The 16,563-nt window shown below is 41.0% G+C and carries 15 protein-coding genes and 1 other annotated feature; of the genes, 13 read left to right on the top strand and 2 right to left on the bottom strand.

Going from position 1 to position 16,563, the window contains the following annotated elements:
• Positions 1 to 116 precede the first annotated feature (116 nt).
• The 11 genes from mecA to K4Z77_RS02335 all read left to right on the top strand — a co-directional run bounded on the left by mecA (position 117) and on the right by K4Z77_RS02335 (position 12,236).
• Complete coding sequence (gene mecA, locus K4Z77_RS02385; protein WP_224218314.1) at positions 117 to 854, top strand: adaptor protein MecA; 738 nt, start codon at positions 117 to 119, stop codon at positions 852 to 854.
• A gap of 138 nt (positions 855 to 992) precedes the next feature.
• Positions 993 to 2,279, top strand: a complete 1,287-nt coding sequence (locus tag K4Z77_RS02380) for a homoserine dehydrogenase (RefSeq protein WP_224218313.1) — start codon at positions 993 to 995, stop codon at positions 2,277 to 2,279.
• 1 nt (position 2,280) lies between these two features.
• The gene (thrB, locus tag K4Z77_RS02375) at positions 2,281 to 3,150 is read left to right on the top strand and encodes a homoserine kinase (RefSeq protein WP_224218312.1); all 870 of its coding nucleotides are present in this window, start codon (positions 2,281 to 2,283) and stop codon (positions 3,148 to 3,150) included.
• Between the two features lie 98 nt (positions 3,151 to 3,248).
• The gene (gene msrB, locus K4Z77_RS02370; protein WP_224218311.1) at positions 3,249 to 4,187 is read left to right on the top strand and encodes a peptide-methionine (R)-S-oxide reductase MsrB; all 939 of its coding nucleotides are present in this window, start codon (positions 3,249 to 3,251) and stop codon (positions 4,185 to 4,187) included.
• A gap of 60 nt (positions 4,188 to 4,247) precedes the next feature.
• Positions 4,248 to 5,972, top strand: coding sequence for an ABC transporter ATP-binding protein (locus K4Z77_RS02365; RefSeq protein ID WP_224218310.1), 1,725 nt, complete (start codon positions 4,248 to 4,250; stop codon positions 5,970 to 5,972).
• 1 nt (position 5,973) lies between these two features.
• Positions 5,974 to 7,722: an ABC transporter ATP-binding protein gene (locus K4Z77_RS02360; protein ID WP_224218309.1), complete on the top strand. Its 1,749-nt coding sequence runs from the start codon at positions 5,974 to 5,976 to the stop codon at positions 7,720 to 7,722.
• A 114-nt stretch (positions 7,723 to 7,836) separates the two neighbouring features.
• Positions 7,837 to 9,096 (top strand): TRZ/ATZ family protein, encoded by a 1,260-nt coding sequence (locus K4Z77_RS02355; RefSeq protein WP_224218308.1) that lies wholly within the window; start codon positions 7,837 to 7,839, stop codon positions 9,094 to 9,096.
• 76 nt (positions 9,097 to 9,172) lie between these two features.
• Positions 9,173 to 9,308 (top strand) — a sequence feature (ribosomal protein L10 leader region).
• Between the two features lie 39 nt (positions 9,309 to 9,347).
• A complete protein-coding gene (gene rplJ / locus K4Z77_RS02350; RefSeq protein WP_084929809.1) occupies positions 9,348 to 9,848 on the top strand; it encodes a 50S ribosomal protein L10 in 501 nt (166 codons plus the stop codon).
• 74 nt (positions 9,849 to 9,922) lie between these two features.
• Positions 9,923 to 10,291: a 50S ribosomal protein L7/L12 gene (rplL, locus tag K4Z77_RS02345; protein WP_001196965.1), complete on the top strand. Its 369-nt coding sequence runs from the start codon at positions 9,923 to 9,925 to the stop codon at positions 10,289 to 10,291.
• A 279-nt stretch (positions 10,292 to 10,570) separates the two neighbouring features.
• Positions 10,571 to 11,575, top strand: coding sequence for an alcohol dehydrogenase catalytic domain-containing protein (locus K4Z77_RS02340; RefSeq protein ID WP_153225949.1), 1,005 nt, complete (start codon positions 10,571 to 10,573; stop codon positions 11,573 to 11,575).
• Positions 11,576 to 11,591: 16 nt separating this feature from the next.
• Entirely contained in the window at positions 11,592 to 12,236 is a 645-nt protein-coding gene (locus tag K4Z77_RS02335; RefSeq protein ID WP_061088176.1) for a TetR/AcrR family transcriptional regulator, read from the top strand.
• 145 nt (positions 12,237 to 12,381) lie between these two features.
• Here the strand turns inward: K4Z77_RS02335 and K4Z77_RS02330 are convergent, their stop codons facing one another.
• Complete coding sequence (locus K4Z77_RS02330; RefSeq protein ID WP_061088175.1) at positions 12,382 to 12,867, bottom strand: GNAT family N-acetyltransferase; 486 nt, start codon at positions 12,865 to 12,867, stop codon at positions 12,382 to 12,384.
• Between the two features lie 31 nt (positions 12,868 to 12,898).
• On the bottom strand, positions 12,899 to 14,245 hold the full coding sequence (gene gdhA / locus K4Z77_RS02325; protein ID WP_061088174.1) for an NADP-specific glutamate dehydrogenase: 1,347 nt from the start codon (positions 14,243 to 14,245) through the stop codon (positions 12,899 to 12,901).
• Between the two features lie 228 nt (positions 14,246 to 14,473).
• Between gdhA and K4Z77_RS02320 the strand changes: the two genes are divergently transcribed.
• The gene (locus tag K4Z77_RS02320) at positions 14,474 to 15,409 is read left to right on the top strand and encodes a dihydroorotate oxidase (protein WP_153225948.1); all 936 of its coding nucleotides are present in this window, start codon (positions 14,474 to 14,476) and stop codon (positions 15,407 to 15,409) included.
• A 32-nt stretch (positions 15,410 to 15,441) separates the two neighbouring features.
• Positions 15,442 to 16,479 carry a DNA polymerase III subunit delta gene (gene holA, locus K4Z77_RS02315; RefSeq protein WP_224218307.1) on the top strand — a complete coding sequence of 346 codons (1,038 nt, stop codon included), beginning with the start codon at positions 15,442 to 15,444 and terminating at the stop codon, positions 16,477 to 16,479.
• Positions 16,480 to 16,563: the final 84 nt, after the last annotated feature.

Raw genomic sequence — 16,563 nt, 5'->3', positions numbered from 1 at the left:
CTTTCTTGTATTGTAAAATGGTCTCTAGTATTATATCACATTCTCGCTTCATTCTTTTGATAAAATCGTAAAAATCTAGTATAATAGATAGAACTGAAAGTATGAGGTTACTAGCAATGAAAATGAAACAAATTAGTGATACAACTTTGAAAATCACGATGTCTTTAGAGGATTTGATGGATCGTGGCATGGAGATTGCTGACTTTCTCGTTCCTCAAGAAAAAACGGAAGAATTCTTTTATGCTATCTTGGATGAGTTAGAGATGCCTGAGAGCTTTTTGGATACAGGAATGTTGAGCTTCCGTGTGACTCCAAAACCTGATAAGGTAGATGTCTTTGTAACTAAATCAAAGATTGACCAAAATCTAGATTTTGAAGACTTATCGGATTTACCAGATATGGAAGAATTGGCTCAAATGTCGCCAGATGAATTTATCAAAACCTTGGAAAAAAGAATTGCAGAAAAGACTAAGGATGATATCGAAGCGATTCAATCTCTAGAGCAAGTCGAAGCCAAGGAAGAAGAGCAAGAGCAGGCTGAACAAGAAGTTGAAAGCAAGAAAGAGCCTTACATCTACTACATCCTTTCTTTTTCTAAGTTAGCTGATTTGGTGGCTTTTGCTAAGACAGTGACTTTTGAGATGGAAACTTCTGAACTCTACAAAATGAACGAGCGCTATTATTTGACCATTTTAGTGGATATTGAAAATCATCCAAGTCCATATCCAGCTTGGCTCTTGGCCCGTATGCGCGAGTTTGCAGACGATAGTGATATCAGTCGTTCAGTCTTGCAGGAATATGGTCAAGTCTTGATGAATCACGATGCAGTAATCAATCTGCAAAAGATTGGATAATCATTTCTAGATTTTAGGAAGAGCGAATCGTTTGATTCGTTTTTTTCTTTTTTAGACTGAAATAGTGATTTACTATAATAGGAATTTTCACAAAATTCTGTTATAATGGCTATATTAGAAAATTTCGAGGAGACAAACATGACAGTTAAAATTGCTTTACTAGGATTTGGTACCGTTGCAAGTGGTGTGCCCTTCCTCCTAAAGGAAAATGGAGAAAAAATTAATCAATCAGCGCATTCAGAGATTGAAGTTGCCAAGGTATTGGTCAAGGATGAAGATGAAAAGAATCGCTTGCTTGCAGCAGGGAATGACTTTAACTTTGTAACCAATGTGGATGACATTTTATCAGACCAAGACATTACCATCGTAGTGGAATTGATGGGACGTATCGAACCTGCTAAAACCTTTATCACTCGTGCCTTGGAAGCTGGGAAACACGTTGTTACTGCAAACAAGGACCTTTTGGCTGTCCATGGTGCAGAATTGTTAGAAATTGCTAAAGCCAACAATGTAGCACTTTACTACGAAGCAGCAGTAGCTGGTGGTATTCCAATTCTTCGCACTCTAGCAAATTCCTTGGCTTCTGATAAAATCACGCGCGTGCTTGGAGTAGTCAACGGAACTTCCAACTTCATGATGACCAAGATGGTGGAAGAAGGCTGGTCTTACGATGATGCTCTTGCGGAAGCGCAAAGACTAGGTTTTGCAGAAAGTGACCCGACAAATGACGTGGATGGGATCGATGCAGCCTACAAGATGGTCATTTTGAGCCAATTTGCCTTTGGAATGAAGGTTGCCTTTGATGATGTAGCTCACAAGGGAATCCGCAACATCACACCAGAAGACGTAGCTGTAGCTCAAGAACTTGGATATGTAGTGAAATTGGTTGGTTCTATTGAGGAAACTCCTTCAGGTATTGCTGCAGAAGTGACTCCAACCTTCCTTCCTAAAGCGCACCCACTTGCCAGTGTGAATGGCGTCATGAACGCTGTCTTTGTAGAATCTATCGGTATTGGTGAGTCTATGTACTATGGGCCAGGTGCTGGTCAAAAACCAACAGCAACAAGTGTTGTGGCGGATATTGTCCGTATTGTTCGTCGCTTGAATGATGGAACAATTGGTAAAGACTTCAACGAGTATAGCCGTGACTTGGTCTTGGCTAATCCAGAAGATGTCAAAGCTAATTACTACTTCTCAATCTTGGCTCCAGACTCAAAAGGTCAGGTCTTGAAATTGGCTGAAATCTTCAATGACCAAGATATTTCCTTTAAGCAAATCCTCCAAGACGGAAAAGAAGGTGACAAGGCGCGTGTTGTGATCATTACACATAAGATCAATAAAGCCCAGCTTGAAAATGTCTCAGCTGAATTGAAGAAGGTTTCAGAATTCGACCTCTTGAATACCTTCAAAGTGCTAGGAGAATAAGATGAAAATTATTGTACCTGCAACCAGTGCCAATATCGGGCCAGGTTTTGACTCGGTCGGTGTAGCTGTAACCAAGTATCTTCAAATTGAGGTCTGCGAAGAACGAGATGAGTGGCTGATTGAACACCAGATTGGCAAATGGATTCCACATGACGAGCGCAATCTCTTGCTCAAAATTGCTTTGCAAATTGTGCCAGATTTGCAACCAAGACGTTTGAAAATGACAAGTGATGTTCCCTTGGCGCGTGGTTTGGGTTCTTCTAGCTCGGTTATTGTTGCTGGGATTGAACTAGCCAACCAACTGGGCCAACTCAACTTGTCAGACCATGAAAAATTGCAGTTAGCGACTAAGATTGAAGGACACCCTGATAATGTGGCTCCAGCCATTTATGGTAATCTCGTTATTGCAAGTTCCATTGAAGGGCAAGTCTCTGCTATCGTGGCAGACTTCCCAGAGTGTGATTTCCTAGCCTACATTCCAAACTATGAATTGCGTACTCGAGATAGCCGTGGTGTCTTGCCTAAGAAATTGTCTTACAAGGAAGCTGTTGCTGCCAGTTCTATCGCCAATGTAGCTGTTGCTGCCTTGTTGGCAGGAGATATGGTGACAGCTGGTCAAGCAATCGAGGGAGACCTCTTCCATGAACGCTATCGTCAGGACTTGGTGAGAGAATTTGCGACGATTAAGCAAGTAGCCAAAGAAAATGGTGCCTATGCAACCTACCTCTCTGGTGCTGGGCCGACAGTTATGATCTTGGCTTCTCATGGCAAGATGCCAAGGATTAAGGCAGAATTGGAAAAGCAACCTTTCAAAGGAAAACTTCATGATTTGAAAGTTGATACCCAAGGCGTCCGTGTTGAAGCAAAATAAAGAATAGAAGATAGGATGGGGAAACTCTCGACCAGAGGGCTTCCTATCCTTTTTTTGAAAAGAATTCGAGTTAAAAACTTGATAAAGGAGAAATAAAGATGGCAGAAATTTATCTAGCAGGTGGTTGTTTTTGGGGCCTAGAGGAATATTTTTCACGCATTTCTGGAGTGCTAGCAACCAGTGTTGGCTACGCTAATGGCAAAGTCGAAACGACCAATTACCAGCTGCTCAAGGAAACAGACCATGCAGAAACGGTTCAAGTGATTTATGATGAGAATGCAGTGTCACTTAGAGAGATTTTACTTTATTATTTCCGTGTCATTGATCCATTATCCATCAATCAACAAGGGAATGACCGTGGGCGTCAGTATCGGACCGGTATATATTACCAGGATGAAGCAGACTTGCCAGCTATCTACACAGTGGTGCGGGAGCAGGAACGCATGCTTGGTCGAAAGATTGCAGTAGAAGTGGAGAAACTTCGCCACTATATTCTGGCTGAAGATTACCACCAAGACTATCTTAAGAAGAATCCTTCAGGTTATTGTCATATCGATGTGACCGATGCTGATAAACCATTGATTGATGCCTCTAACTATGAAAAGCCTAGTCAAGAAGTGTTAAAGGAAAGCTTATCAGAAGAATCCTATCGTGTTACCCAAGAAGCTGCTACAGAGGCTCCATTTACCAATGCCTATGACCAAACCTTTGAAGAAGGGATTTATGTAGACATCACGACGGGTGAGCCACTCTTTTTCGCCAAGGATAAGTTTGCCTCAGGATGTGGTTGGCCAAGTTTTAGCCGTCCGATTTCCAAGGAATTGATTCACTACTACAAGGATTTGAGCCATGGAATGGAGCGAATAGAAGTTCGTTCTCGGTCAGGTAATGCTCACTTGGGGCATGTTTTCACAGATGGACCGCGTGAGTTTGGTGGCCTCCGTTACTGTATCAATTCTGCTTCCTTGCGCTTTGTGGCCAAGGATGAGATGGAAGAGGAAGGATATGGCTATCTACTGCCTTACTTAAACAAATAAAACAGAGAGGGTGGGTGCTTCCCACTTTCTTCATTTCTAGAAAACGAATAGAAGGGATTTATGAAACACCTATTATCTTACTTTAAACCCTACATCAAGGAATCGATTTTAGCACCCCTGTTCAAGTTGTTAGAAGCTGTTTTTGAGCTCTTGGTTCCCATGGTGATTGCTGGGATTGTTGACCAATCCTTGCCCCAAAGAAATCAAGGTCATCTATGGATGCAGATTGGCCTGCTCCTTATCTTTGCAGTAATTGGTGTTGTAGTGGCCTTAATAGCTCAGTTCTACTCAGCTAAGGCTGCGGTTGGATTTGCCAAAGGACTGACAGATGATCTCTATAGTCATATTCTTTCATTGCCTAAGGACAGCAGAGACCGTCTGACAACTTCGAGCTTGGTGACTCGCTTGACTTCGGACACCTATCAGATTCAGACTGGGATCAATCAATTCCTGCGTCTCTTTTTGCGAGCGCCTATTATCGTTTTTGGAGCCATTTTTATGGCTTATCGAATCTCATCTGAGCTGACTTTCTGGTTCTTGGTCATGGTTGTCATTTTGACAATTGTCATTGTAGGGCTCTCTAGACTGGTCAATCCTCTCTACAGCAGTCTAAGAAAGAAAACGGACCAACTGGTTCAGGAAACGCGCCAGCAATTGCAAGGGATGCGAGTTATTCGTGCTTTTGGACAAGAAAAACGAGAGTTACAAATTTTTCAAACCCTTAACCAAATTTATGCAAGATTGCAAGAAAAAACAGGTTTCTGGTCTAGTTTATTAACCCCTCTGACCTATCTGATTGTAAATGGAACTCTCCTAGTCATTATCTGGCAGGGTTATATTTCTATTCAAGGAGGTTTACTCAGTCAAGGTGCTCTCATTGCCCTTATTAATTATCTCTTGCAAATTTTGGTGGAATTGGTCAAGCTAGCCATGCTGATCAACTCCCTAAACCAATCCTATATCTCTGCCAAGCGAATCGAGGAAGTTTTTGCTGAGGCTACAGAAGATATTCATTTAGAATTAGAGAAAAAGCAAGTTACCAGCAATCAGGTTTTACAAGTTCAAGAACTGACCTTTACCTATCCTGATGCGGCCCAGCCTTCTCTGAGAGACATTTCCTTTGATATGCAGCAAGGGCAAATCCTTGGTATCATTGGGGGAACAGGTTCTGGTAAATCAAGTTTGGTGCAACTCATTCTTGGACTTTATCCAGTAGACAAGGGGAGCATTGACCTTTATCGAGATGGATCTGGTCCTCTTAATTTGGAGCAGTGGCGGTCTTGGATTGCCTATGTGCCCCAAAAAGTCGAACTCTTTAAAGGAACCATTCGTTCCAACTTGACTCTAGGTTTACATAAAGAAGTAAGAGACCAAGAGCTTTGGCAGGCCTTGGAAATTACACAAGCCAAGGATTTTGTCAGTGATAAGGAAGGACTCTTGGATGCTCTAGTTGAGGCAGGAGGACGAAATTTTTCAGCTGGACAAAAACAAAGGCTGTCTATCGCACGAGCAGTCTTGCGCCAGGCTCCGTTTCTCATCTTAGATGATGCTACCTCGGCACTGGACATTATCACTGAGTCCAAGCTCTTGAAAGCTATTCGAGAAGATCTGCCAAATACGAGTTTAATTTTGATTTCTCAACGAACCTCGACTTTACAGATGGCTGACCAGATTCTCCTCTTAGAAAAAGGAGAGCTCCAAGCTATCGGCAAGCACGAGGACTTGATGAAATCTAGTCAAGTTTATCGCGAAATCAATGCATCCCAACATGGTAAGGAGGACTAGTATGAGACGACAAACTGCAAACCAGACTCTCAAACGTTTGGCAAAAGATTTAGCAAGCCATCCCTTCCTCCTTTTCTTAGCCTTTCTAGGAACTATTGCCCAAGTTGGCTTATCAATTTACCTACCTATCCTGATTGGTCAGGTCGTTGACCAAGTCATGGTGGCTGGTTCTTCACCAGTTTTTTGGCAGATTTTTCTCCAAATGATCTTGGTGGTCATAGGAAATACCCTTGTGCAGTGGGTCAATCCTCTCCTCTATAATCGCCTAATCTTCTCTTATACCAGAGACTTGCGAGAGAGGATAATCAACAAGCTCCATCGGTTACCGATTGCCTTTGTGGATCGACAAGGCAGTGGGGAGATGGTTAGTCGTGTAACCACGGACATTGAACAGTTAGCAGCTGGTTTGACCATGATTTTTAACCAATTTTTCATTGGCATCTTGATGATTTTGGTTAGTATTCTAGCCATGCTGCAAATTCACCTCCTCATGACCCTCTTGGTCTTGCTGTTGACGCCACTGTCTATGGTGATTTCACGCTTTATTGCCAAGAGATCCTATCATCTCTTCCAAAAGCAAACAGAGACAAGGGGAATTCAGACTCAGTTGATTGAAGAATCGTTGAGCCAGCAGACCATTATCCAGTCCTTTAATGCTCAGGCAGAATTTATCCAAAGGCTGCGTGAGGCTAATGACAACTACGCAGGCTATTCGCAGTCGGCCATCTTTTATTCTTCAACGGTTAATCCTTCGACTCGCTTTGTCAATGCGCTCATTTATGCCCTTCTAGCTGGAGTAGGAGCTTATCGTATCATGATGGGGTCCACCTTGACCATTGGGCGCTTAGTGACCTTTTTGAACTATGTTCAACAGTACACCAAGCCTTTTAACGATATTTCTTCAGTGCTAGCTGAGTTGCAAAGTGCTCTCGCTTGTGCAGAACGTGTTTATGGAGTCTTAGAGAGTCCTGAGGTGGCTGAAAGTGGTAAGGAAGAGTTGACTAGTGACCAAGTTAAGGGAGCTATTTCCTTTAAACAGGTTTCTTTTGGCTACCATCCTGAAAAGATTTTGATTAAGGATTTATCTATTGATATTCCATCTGGTAGCAAGGTGGCTATCGTTGGTCCGACAGGTGCTGGCAAATCAACCCTTATCAATCTCCTCATGCGTTTTTATCCCATTAACTCAGGAGATATCTTGCTGGATGGGAAATCCATTTATGACTATCGTCGTGCCTCCTTACGCCAGCAGTTTGGCATGGTGCTCCAAGAAACCTGGCTCAAGCAAGGAACTATTCATGATAATATTGCCTTTGGAAATCCTGAAGCCAGTCGGGAGCAGGTGATTGCTGCTGCCAAAGCAGCCAATGTAGACTTTTTCATCCAACAGTTACCTCAAGGCTATGATACCAAGTTGGAAAATGCTGGAGAATCTCTCTCTGTTGGTCAGGCCCAGCTCTTAACCATCGCCCGGGTCTTTCTGGCTATTCCCAAGATTCTTATCTTAGACGAGGCGACTTCCTCCATCGATACACGGACAGAAGTGCTAGTACAGGATGCATTTGCTAAACTCATGAAGGGGCGTACAAGCTTTATCATTGCCCATCGCTTGTCAACCATTCAGGATGCGGATATGATTCTAGTCTTAGTGGATGGTGATATTGTTGAGTATGGGAACCATCATGACCTTATGTCTAAGAAGGGCAAGTATTACCAAATGCAGCAAGCTGCAGCTTTTAGCTCTGAATAATCCTTTCTCTTTTGAAATTTTATGGACGAAAAAAGTTGCCTTCGGGTGACTTTTTTGTTACAATAGCTAGAAAAATTATTCACTGTAAATTGTCTTATAGAAAAGGAGCCTAGAATGAAAGTCTATCAGCATGTAAATATCGTGACTTGTGACCAAGATTTCCGTGTTTATTTGGATGGAATCTTAGCAGTTAAGGATTCTCAAATTGTCTATGTCGGTCAAGAGAAGCCAGAGATTTTAGAGCAAGCTGAGCAGATTATAGACTATCAGGGAGCCTGGATTATGCCTGGCTTGGTCAATTGCCACACCCATTCTGCCATGACAGGTTTGCGAGGAATCCGAGATGACAGCAACCTCCATGAATGGTTCAATGACTATATATGGCCAGCAGAAGCTGAGTTTACTCCCGACATGACTACCAAGGCGGTCAAAGAAGCTCTAACAGAGATGCTCCAGTCAGGAACAACAACCTTTAATGATATGTATAATCCCAATGGTGTGGATATTGAGCAGATTTATCAGGCAGTGAAAGATTCTAAGATGCGTTGTTATTTCTCACCGACCCTCTTTTCTTCCGAGGGTGAGACAACTGATGAGACCATAGCCAGAACTCGAGCTATTATCGAGACAATCATAGGATATGAAAATCCAAATTTCAAGGTTATGGTAGCCCCACATTCTCCTTACAGTTGTAGTAGAGACTTGCTGGAAGAAAGCTTAGATATGGCAAAAGAGTTGAATATTCCTATCCATATTCATGTTGCGGAGACTAAGGAGGAATCTGGCATTATCCTGAAACGCTACGGCAAACGCCCCCTCGCCTTTCTAGAAGAATTGGGTTACTTAGATCATCCGTCTGTCTTTGCTCACGGGGTCGAATTAAACGAGCGAGAAATTGAACGCTTAGCAACTTCTCAAGTTGCTATAGCCCATAATCCTATCAGTAACCTCAAACTGGCCTCAGGAATCGCTCCTATCATTCAACTGCAAAAAGCAGGAGTAGCAGTCGGAATTGCGACAGACTCGGTTGCTTCCAATAACAATCTAGATATGTTTGAGGAAGGAAGGACTGCAGCCCTTCTTCAGAAGATGAAAAGTGGAGATGCCAGCCAATTTCCTATCGAAACAGTTCTCAAGGCTCTGACAATCGAAGGAGCTAAGGTGTTGGGAATGGATGAAGAGATTGGTAGTCTAGAAGTTGGCAAGCAGGCTGATTTCCTAGTCATTCAACCACAAGGGAAAATCCATCTTCAACCCCGGGAAAATATGCTTTCTCACCTTGTCTATGCAGTCAAAGCCAGTGATGTTGATGATGTCTATATTGCCGGAGAACAAGTTGTTAAGCAAGGTCAAGTACTGACAGTAGAACTTTAAAAGAAAAATCACGAAAAAATTTTAAAAAAAGTTTGCAAAAATCTTGCATTCTTTTTTTGACTATGCTATACTTATATACGGTTTGAAAAAACTGCCTAAGACAGTAGGGGAGCTCGACTCATAAGTATCCTACCGAGGACAAAACGTATCATGTAAAAAGAAGCGTATTGTACTTTCGTGTCTAGGTTTGGGCGCGTTTTTCTTTTGGAAAAATTTCCCCAAGCAAAATAATTACGGAGGTGAACACACTAATGAGTGAAGCAATTATTGCTAAAAAAGCGGAACTAGTTGACGTAGTAGCTGAGAAAATGAAAGTTGCTGCATCTATCGTCGTTGTAGACGCTCGTGGTTTAACAGTTGAGCAAGATACAGTTCTTCGTCGTGAGCTTCGTGGAAACGAAGTTGAGTATAAAGTCATTAAAAACTCAATCTTGCGTCGTGCAGCTGAAAAAGCTGGTCTTGAAGAACTTGCATCAGTATTTGTTGGACCATCTGCAGTAGCATTTTCTAACGAAGATGTTATCGCACCAGCGAAAATCTTGAACGACTTTTCTAAAAACGCTGAAGCACTTGAAATCAAAGGTGGTGCAATCGAAGGCGCTGTCGCATCTAAAGAAGAGATTCTTGCTCTTGCAACTCTTCCAAACCGCGAAGGACTTCTTTCTATGCTCCTTTCTGTACTTCAAGCGCCAGTGCGCAACGTTGCTCTTGCAGTCAAAGCGGTTGCAGACAACAAAGAAGACGCAGCTTAATTTTAAGCTACGCAGCGTAGCCTAGCTACGAAAAATCTATTATAAATTTAAAAACATATTTGGAGGAAATAACAATGGCATTGAACATTGAAAACATTATTGCTGAAATTAAAGAAGCTTCAATCCTTGAATTGAACGACCTTGTAAAAGCTATCGAAGAAGAATTTGGTGTAACTGCAGCTGCTCCTGTAGCTGTTGCTGCAGCTGGTGCTGCTGACGCTGGTGCTGCTAAAGATTCATTCGACGTTGAATTGACATCTGCAGGCGACAAAAAAGTTGGCGTTATCAAAGTTGTACGTGAAATCACTGGTCTTGGTCTTAAAGAAGCTAAAGAACTTGTTGACGGTGCACCAGCACTTGTTAAAGAAGGCGTTGCAACTGCAGAAGCTGAAGAAATCAAAGCTAAATTGGAAGAAGCTGGAGCTTCAGTTACTCTTAAATAATAGGGCAACTACATTAGTAGCTTAAAAACATGATTAAACCGCTATTCTTAGGAGTAGCGGTTTTTCTTTTTGTTCGAGAAGGGGCAAAAAAGGGCAAGGAATCTTTAAAAGTGAGGAGAGTTAGATTGAAAGAATCATATTGGTAAACCCAAATGATGGATATTTATATCATGTCATAAATCGTTATCAAACGATAATATTGATTTTTTTACAAATTAAGAGTATAATTTATAAAAATGAGTGTTTACTCAATTTTTGTGAAATTAAGGAGTAAAGAAAATGGTTGTTGAAGCAATAGAGTACAGTCGTTTCGGTAACGAAGAGATCTTGGATTTGCTGAAGATCGACTCTACAGCCTTGGATGTAAATCAGGTGAGAGTAGAAGTTCATGCTGTTGGTTTAAATCCTATTGATTATAAAACTTTTGAGGGAGCGAAACCTCTTCGATTTCTATCTTTTATAACGAAATTAAGGAAACCAAGTCGTTGGTTTGAATCTAAATCATCTTTATTTCCAAGAGGTGTGGGGAGAGATTTTTCTGGAGTTATTACAGAAGTTGGAAATGAAGTAACTAGGTTTTCAGTAGGAGATAAGGTGTTTGGAACAATGATTAGCGATCCTGGTTTGGGAACTAAGAGGGGAGCTTTAGCAACAGAAATTTGTGTCAATGAATCAGAAATTGTATTGAAACCAGAGATGATCGACATGACTCACGCAGCTACTATGGGAGTAGCTTCTCTAACTGTGGGTGGGGCTTTTAGAAGAATCGGTTTAAATTCAAGAGATACTGTTGTTATTTCAGCTGCAGCAGGAGGTATTGGAAGTATTGCAGTACAGTATGCAGTTGCTAAGGGTGCGACAGTGATCGGAATAGCAAGTAAGAAAAATACAGAGTATCTGAAGTCTTTAGGTGCCATACCAGTAAGTTACGAAGAGAACATCAAGAAGGCTCTTCTATCAGCTAGTCCAACGCCTATTACAAAATTTTTGGATTGTTATGGATCTGATTATGTTGGATTGGCTTTTAGTTTAGGTTTGAAGGGAACAGCTATTGGGACATTAGTACCTTCACCCTATGTTATGATAAAAGGTGCTCAGTTTACTGGTCCGAGACATTCTACATACGATGATTTTAGCACTTTATCTGAAATGGTCTCAGAAGGGAATGTTCAGCTGAAAATTGATCAAGTGTATGACTTTTCTCTAAAGTCAGTTAGAGAAGCCTATCGTAGTCTGAAAATGGGACACAGTCGAGGCAAAAAAGTCGTAAAAGTAAGAGAGTAGAAGAGAGGTGCTAGCGATGGAAAGTTTAGAACAAAAGTATGCTCAGACGTTAGAAGCTAGCAACTTGAGCTTAAAACAACGTCGAGTATTATTATCAAGTTTAAAATTATTCTCAGAAATTGGATTTGAGAATACAACGTCCAGCCTTATTGCCGAACGCGCTGGAGTGTCAGAAGGAACGGTTTTTAGTTACTTTAAAACAAAGGAAGGTATCTTAGAAGCCATTTTATCTACTTTTCTAGAACAGGTTATTCCAGAAGTAATTGCGGATTTCTCAGAAAAAAAATTCACAGTAGATCAAGAAACTTTTCCCTTCTTTTTAAAAAGTATTGTTCGAGATAGGCTCTTTTTTATTCAGGAGAATCAAATGCATGTTAAAATTCTCTTGGGGCGTTCTTTTATTGATAAAAATCTTTCTATCCAGTTAGGAAGTATTATTGTTCAATCTATAATAGAACCAATTAGCCCTGTTTTAAATCAATTTAAAGAAAAAAGACTTATTCTAAATTGGTCAAATGAAAGAATTGTTCGATACATTTTAGCATTGAGTTTTTCTTATCTTATTCCCATGATGTTGAATGATGAAGGAACTATAAACATAGATGAAGCAGTTGATGAGATTGTTGAATGTTTGTCATCTGCCCTAATGAAAGTAAAATAAATTCTGATGTTAAAACTCACTGTTAATGGTGAGTTTTTTGAATTCAACATAAAAACCCCCAATCATAGTGATTGAGGATTAAGCAAATGACTCTTAAACAATACCTTGTGCAATCATAGCGTTTGCTACATTAGTATACTGCCATCTATTCATCTGATAAGGGGGATTTTATCATCCAGATATTCATAGCTGGGTGGCCGGCGGCGTTAGAAAGTGGTTGTTGCAATGCTGTAAAACCATAGTGTTGATAGATGGCCACAGCCGTAGCCAGTTCAGTAGAGGTCTCTAGATAAAGCTGTTCATAACCAGCTAAGTGGGCTTCCCGGAATATCCGCTTTATCAACCTGCTGGAATAACCTTTGCCACGGCTATTTTTAGTGACATACAGTTTTTGTAATTCAGCAATCTTATCGGACACAGGTGCAAAGCCACCGCAGCCAACCAGCAGACCTTCATCTTCCAGAACAAAGTAAGCCGCTCTCTCTTGCTGTTGATAATAGTCGACCAAATGATCTAGATGAGAATCAAAGTAGACAGTTCCTGGTTTGTCAAGCCCGAATTCTTCTAGGCTAGCTCGAATGAGCTGCGCTACAGCTAAATTGTCTCTTACTTCCATCGGCCGTAAGTTCATCATTTGTTCTCCGATAGGATGTATCGACTAATTAAACAATACCTTGTGCAATCATAGCGTTTGCTACATTTTCAAAGGCAGCAATATTAGCTCCTGCAAGGTAGTCTTTATCAAGACCATATGTTTCTGAAGTTGTCTTAGCTGTGTTGAAGATGTTTGTCATGATGTCTTTGAGACGTCCATCAACTTCTTCACGAGTCCATGAGAGGCGAAGACTGTTTTGGCTCATTTCAAGGGCTGAAACGGCTACACCACCAGCGTTGGCAGCTTTTGCAGGTCCGTAGAAGATACCATTTTCTTTGTAAACTTTGATGGCATCAAGGTCGCTTGGCATGTTAGCACCTTCAGATACACAGATAACTCCTTGAGCAACCAAGCGTTTAGCTGCTTCACCGTTGATTTCGTTTTGAGTAGCACATGGAAGAGCGATATCATAGTTACCAGCGTAAGTCCATACAGAACCTTCGTGGTAGCTTGCAGTTGCTTTTTCAGCAGCATACTCAGTCAAGCGAGCACGACGTTTTTCTTTAACATCTACTAAAAGATCGAAGTCGATTCCGTTTTCATCGATGACATAACCATTTGAGTCAGATACAGAGATAACCGTTGCACCAAGTTCAGTTGCTTTTTGAAGAGCATATTGAGCAACGTTACCAGAACCTGAAATAACCACTTTCTTACCAGCAAAGCTGTTACCGTTTGCTTTGAGCATTTCTTCAGTGTAGTAAACCAAACCGTAACCAGTTGCTTCTGGACGAATCAAGCTACCACCAAATCCAAGAGGTTTACCAGTCAAGACACCAGCATCAAATTGGTTAAGGCGTTTGTATTGACCATAAAGGTAACCAATTTCACGTCCACCAACACCGATATCACCAGCAGGTACGTCAAGTGATGGTCCGATGTGTTTTTGTAATTCAGTCATGAAGCTTTGGCAGAAGCGCATCACTTCAGCATCTGTTTTACCTTTAGGATCGAAGTCTGATCCACCTTTACCTCCACCGATTGGAAGTCCAGTCAAGACGTTTTTGAAGATTTGTTCAAATCCGAGGAATTTCAAAATCCCTTGGTTTACAGTTGGGTGGAAACGAAGTCCGCCTTTGTATGGTCCAACAGCTGAGTTGAATTGAACACGGTAACCACGGTTTACTTGAATGTTTCCATCACGGTCAACCCAAGGAACACGGAAAGAAATCACGCGTTCTGGCTCAGTGATACGTGCCAAGATATTTTCTTCGATATACTCAGGGTGTTTTTCAAATACAGGTTCCAAAGTATTGAAAAATTCTTCAACAGCTTGGAGGAATTCAGCCTCGTGCCCGTTACGAGCTTTTACAGTTTCAAACACGCTTTGGATATATTCTTTAGCAGATGTCATATCGTTCTCCTTAAATTCTAATTTAATTATGTGTGTCATTATAGCAGAATTTTTTTTAACTGTAAAGAGAAAAACAAAAATTTTCTAAAAATTCTATCAATTTAGTTTTAGGACTTTTTGAAAATCTATAAAAATACGAACGTTTTTCTTTGAAATATCTTTCTAAAAGAGAAATTGTGAAAATATGGTATAATATTAGCAATAAAAGGAATCTGGAGGATCAGAATCATGGTATCAACGAAAACACAAATTGCTGGTTTTGAGTTTGACAACTGCTTGATGAATGCAGCAGGTGTGGCTTGTATGACGATAGAAGAGCTAGAGGGGGTTAAAAACTCAGCGGCAGGAACCTTTGTCACTAAGACAGCGACCTTGGACTTTCGTCAGGGAAATCCTGAGCCACGATACCAAGATGTTCCGCTTGGTTCTATCAACTCTATGGGTCTACCAAATAATGGCTTAGACTATTATTTGGATTATCTTTTGGATTTGCAGGAAAAAGAGCCAAACCGAACTTTCTTCCTTTCTCTAGTTGGAATGTCTCCAGAGGAAACTCATACTATTTTGAAAAAAGTCCAAGAGAGTGACTTCCGTGGTCTAACTGAACTCAATCTCTCATGCCCAAATGTTCCAGGTAAACCTCAGATTGCCTATGATTTTGAGACCACTGACCGAATTTTGTCAGAAGTATTTGCCTACTTTACCAAACCTCTTGGAATTAAATTGCCACCATATTTTGATATTGTTCACTTTGATCAAGCGGCAGCTATTTTCAACAAATATCCGCTCAAGTTTGTCAACTGCGTTAACTCAATCGGAAACGGTCTTTATATAGAAGATGAGTCGGTCGTGATTCGTCCTAAGAATGGTTTTGGTGGGATTGGTGGAGAGTACATCAAACCGACTGCTTTAGCCAATGTTCACGCTTTCTACCAACGCTTAAATCCTCAAATCCAAATCATTGGAACAGGTGGCGTTCTGACTGGTCGTGATGCCTTTGAACATATCCTCTGTGGAGCGAGTATGGTGCAGGTAGGTACTACTCTTCACAAAGAAGGCGTCGGTGCTTTCGAACGTATTACCAATGAACTGAAAGAAATCATGGCGGAAAAAGGGTACGAAAGCATAGAAGATTTCCGTGGGAAATTGCGCTATATCGATTAAATGAACCAAAAAATCAGAAGAAAGGAGAGAAGATGCTAGCCATTGAAGAAAGTCAGAAGTTGACTTTATCAAATTTACCTAACCTGAGCCTTTTTACAGGGACAGATCAGGGCCAGTTTGAAGTGATGAAGAGTCAGGTATTGAAACAGATTGGTTATGATTCTGCAGATCTCAACTTTGCCTACTTTGATATGAAAGAAGTAGTTTACAAGGATGTGGGACTGGAGTTGGTCAGCCTTCCTTTCTTTGCCGATGAAAAAATCGTGATATTAGACCATTTTGTCGATATCACAACAGCCAAGAAACGCTTTTTGACAGATGATGAACTCAAGTCATTTGAGGAATACCTTGACAATCCTTCGCCAACAACCAAGTTGTTAATCTTTGCAGAAGGAAAGCTGGATAGTAAAAGACGGTTGGTTAAATTACTTAAGCGTGATGCCAAGATCTTTGATGCAGTAGAAGCAAAAGAACAAGAATTGCGCCAGTATTTCCAAAAGTGGAGTCAGAAACAAGGTCTGCAGTTTGCTAATCATTCTTTTGAAAATCTCCTCGTCAAGTCGGGTTTTCAATTTAGCGAAATTCAGAAAAATCTCCTCTTTTTACAGTCCTATAAGGAAGACTCTGTTATCGAAGAAGAGGATATTGTTAACGCAATTCCCAAGACCTTGCAGGACAATATTTTTGATTTAACTCAGTTTATTCTGACTAAAAAGATGGACCAGGCGCGAGATTTGGTGAGAGACTTGACCTTGCAAGGTGAAGATGAAATCAAGTTGATTGCAGTCATGCTAGGACAATTTCGGACTTTTACTCAGGTGAAAATTTTGGCGGAGTCTGGGCAAACAGAATCTCAGATTGCAAGTAGTTTAGGCAGCTTTCTCGGACGCAATCCCAATCCCTATCAAATCAAGTTTGCGCTGAGAGATGCGCGAGGACTTTCCTTGAGCTTTTTGAAGCAAGCTATTTCTTATTTGATTGAGACAGACTATCAGATTAAGACAGGACTCTATGAAAAAGGTTTCCTTTTTGAAAAGGCACTCTTACAGATTGCTAGCCAGGTAAATTGATATTTTTTTGAAACTACAACCCGCGTCAATATTATTTTGTCGTGGGTTTCTTGCTGATTTCCTTGTTTTATACTCAATGAAAAT

Source organism: Streptococcus mitis subsp. hohhotensis, from assembly GCF_020089495.2.
Classification (GTDB): domain Bacteria; phylum Bacillota; class Bacilli; order Lactobacillales; family Streptococcaceae; genus Streptococcus; species Streptococcus hohhotensis.
Note: the sequence above shows the minus strand (reverse complement) of the source record. Positions and strands in the feature narration are given on the sequence as shown.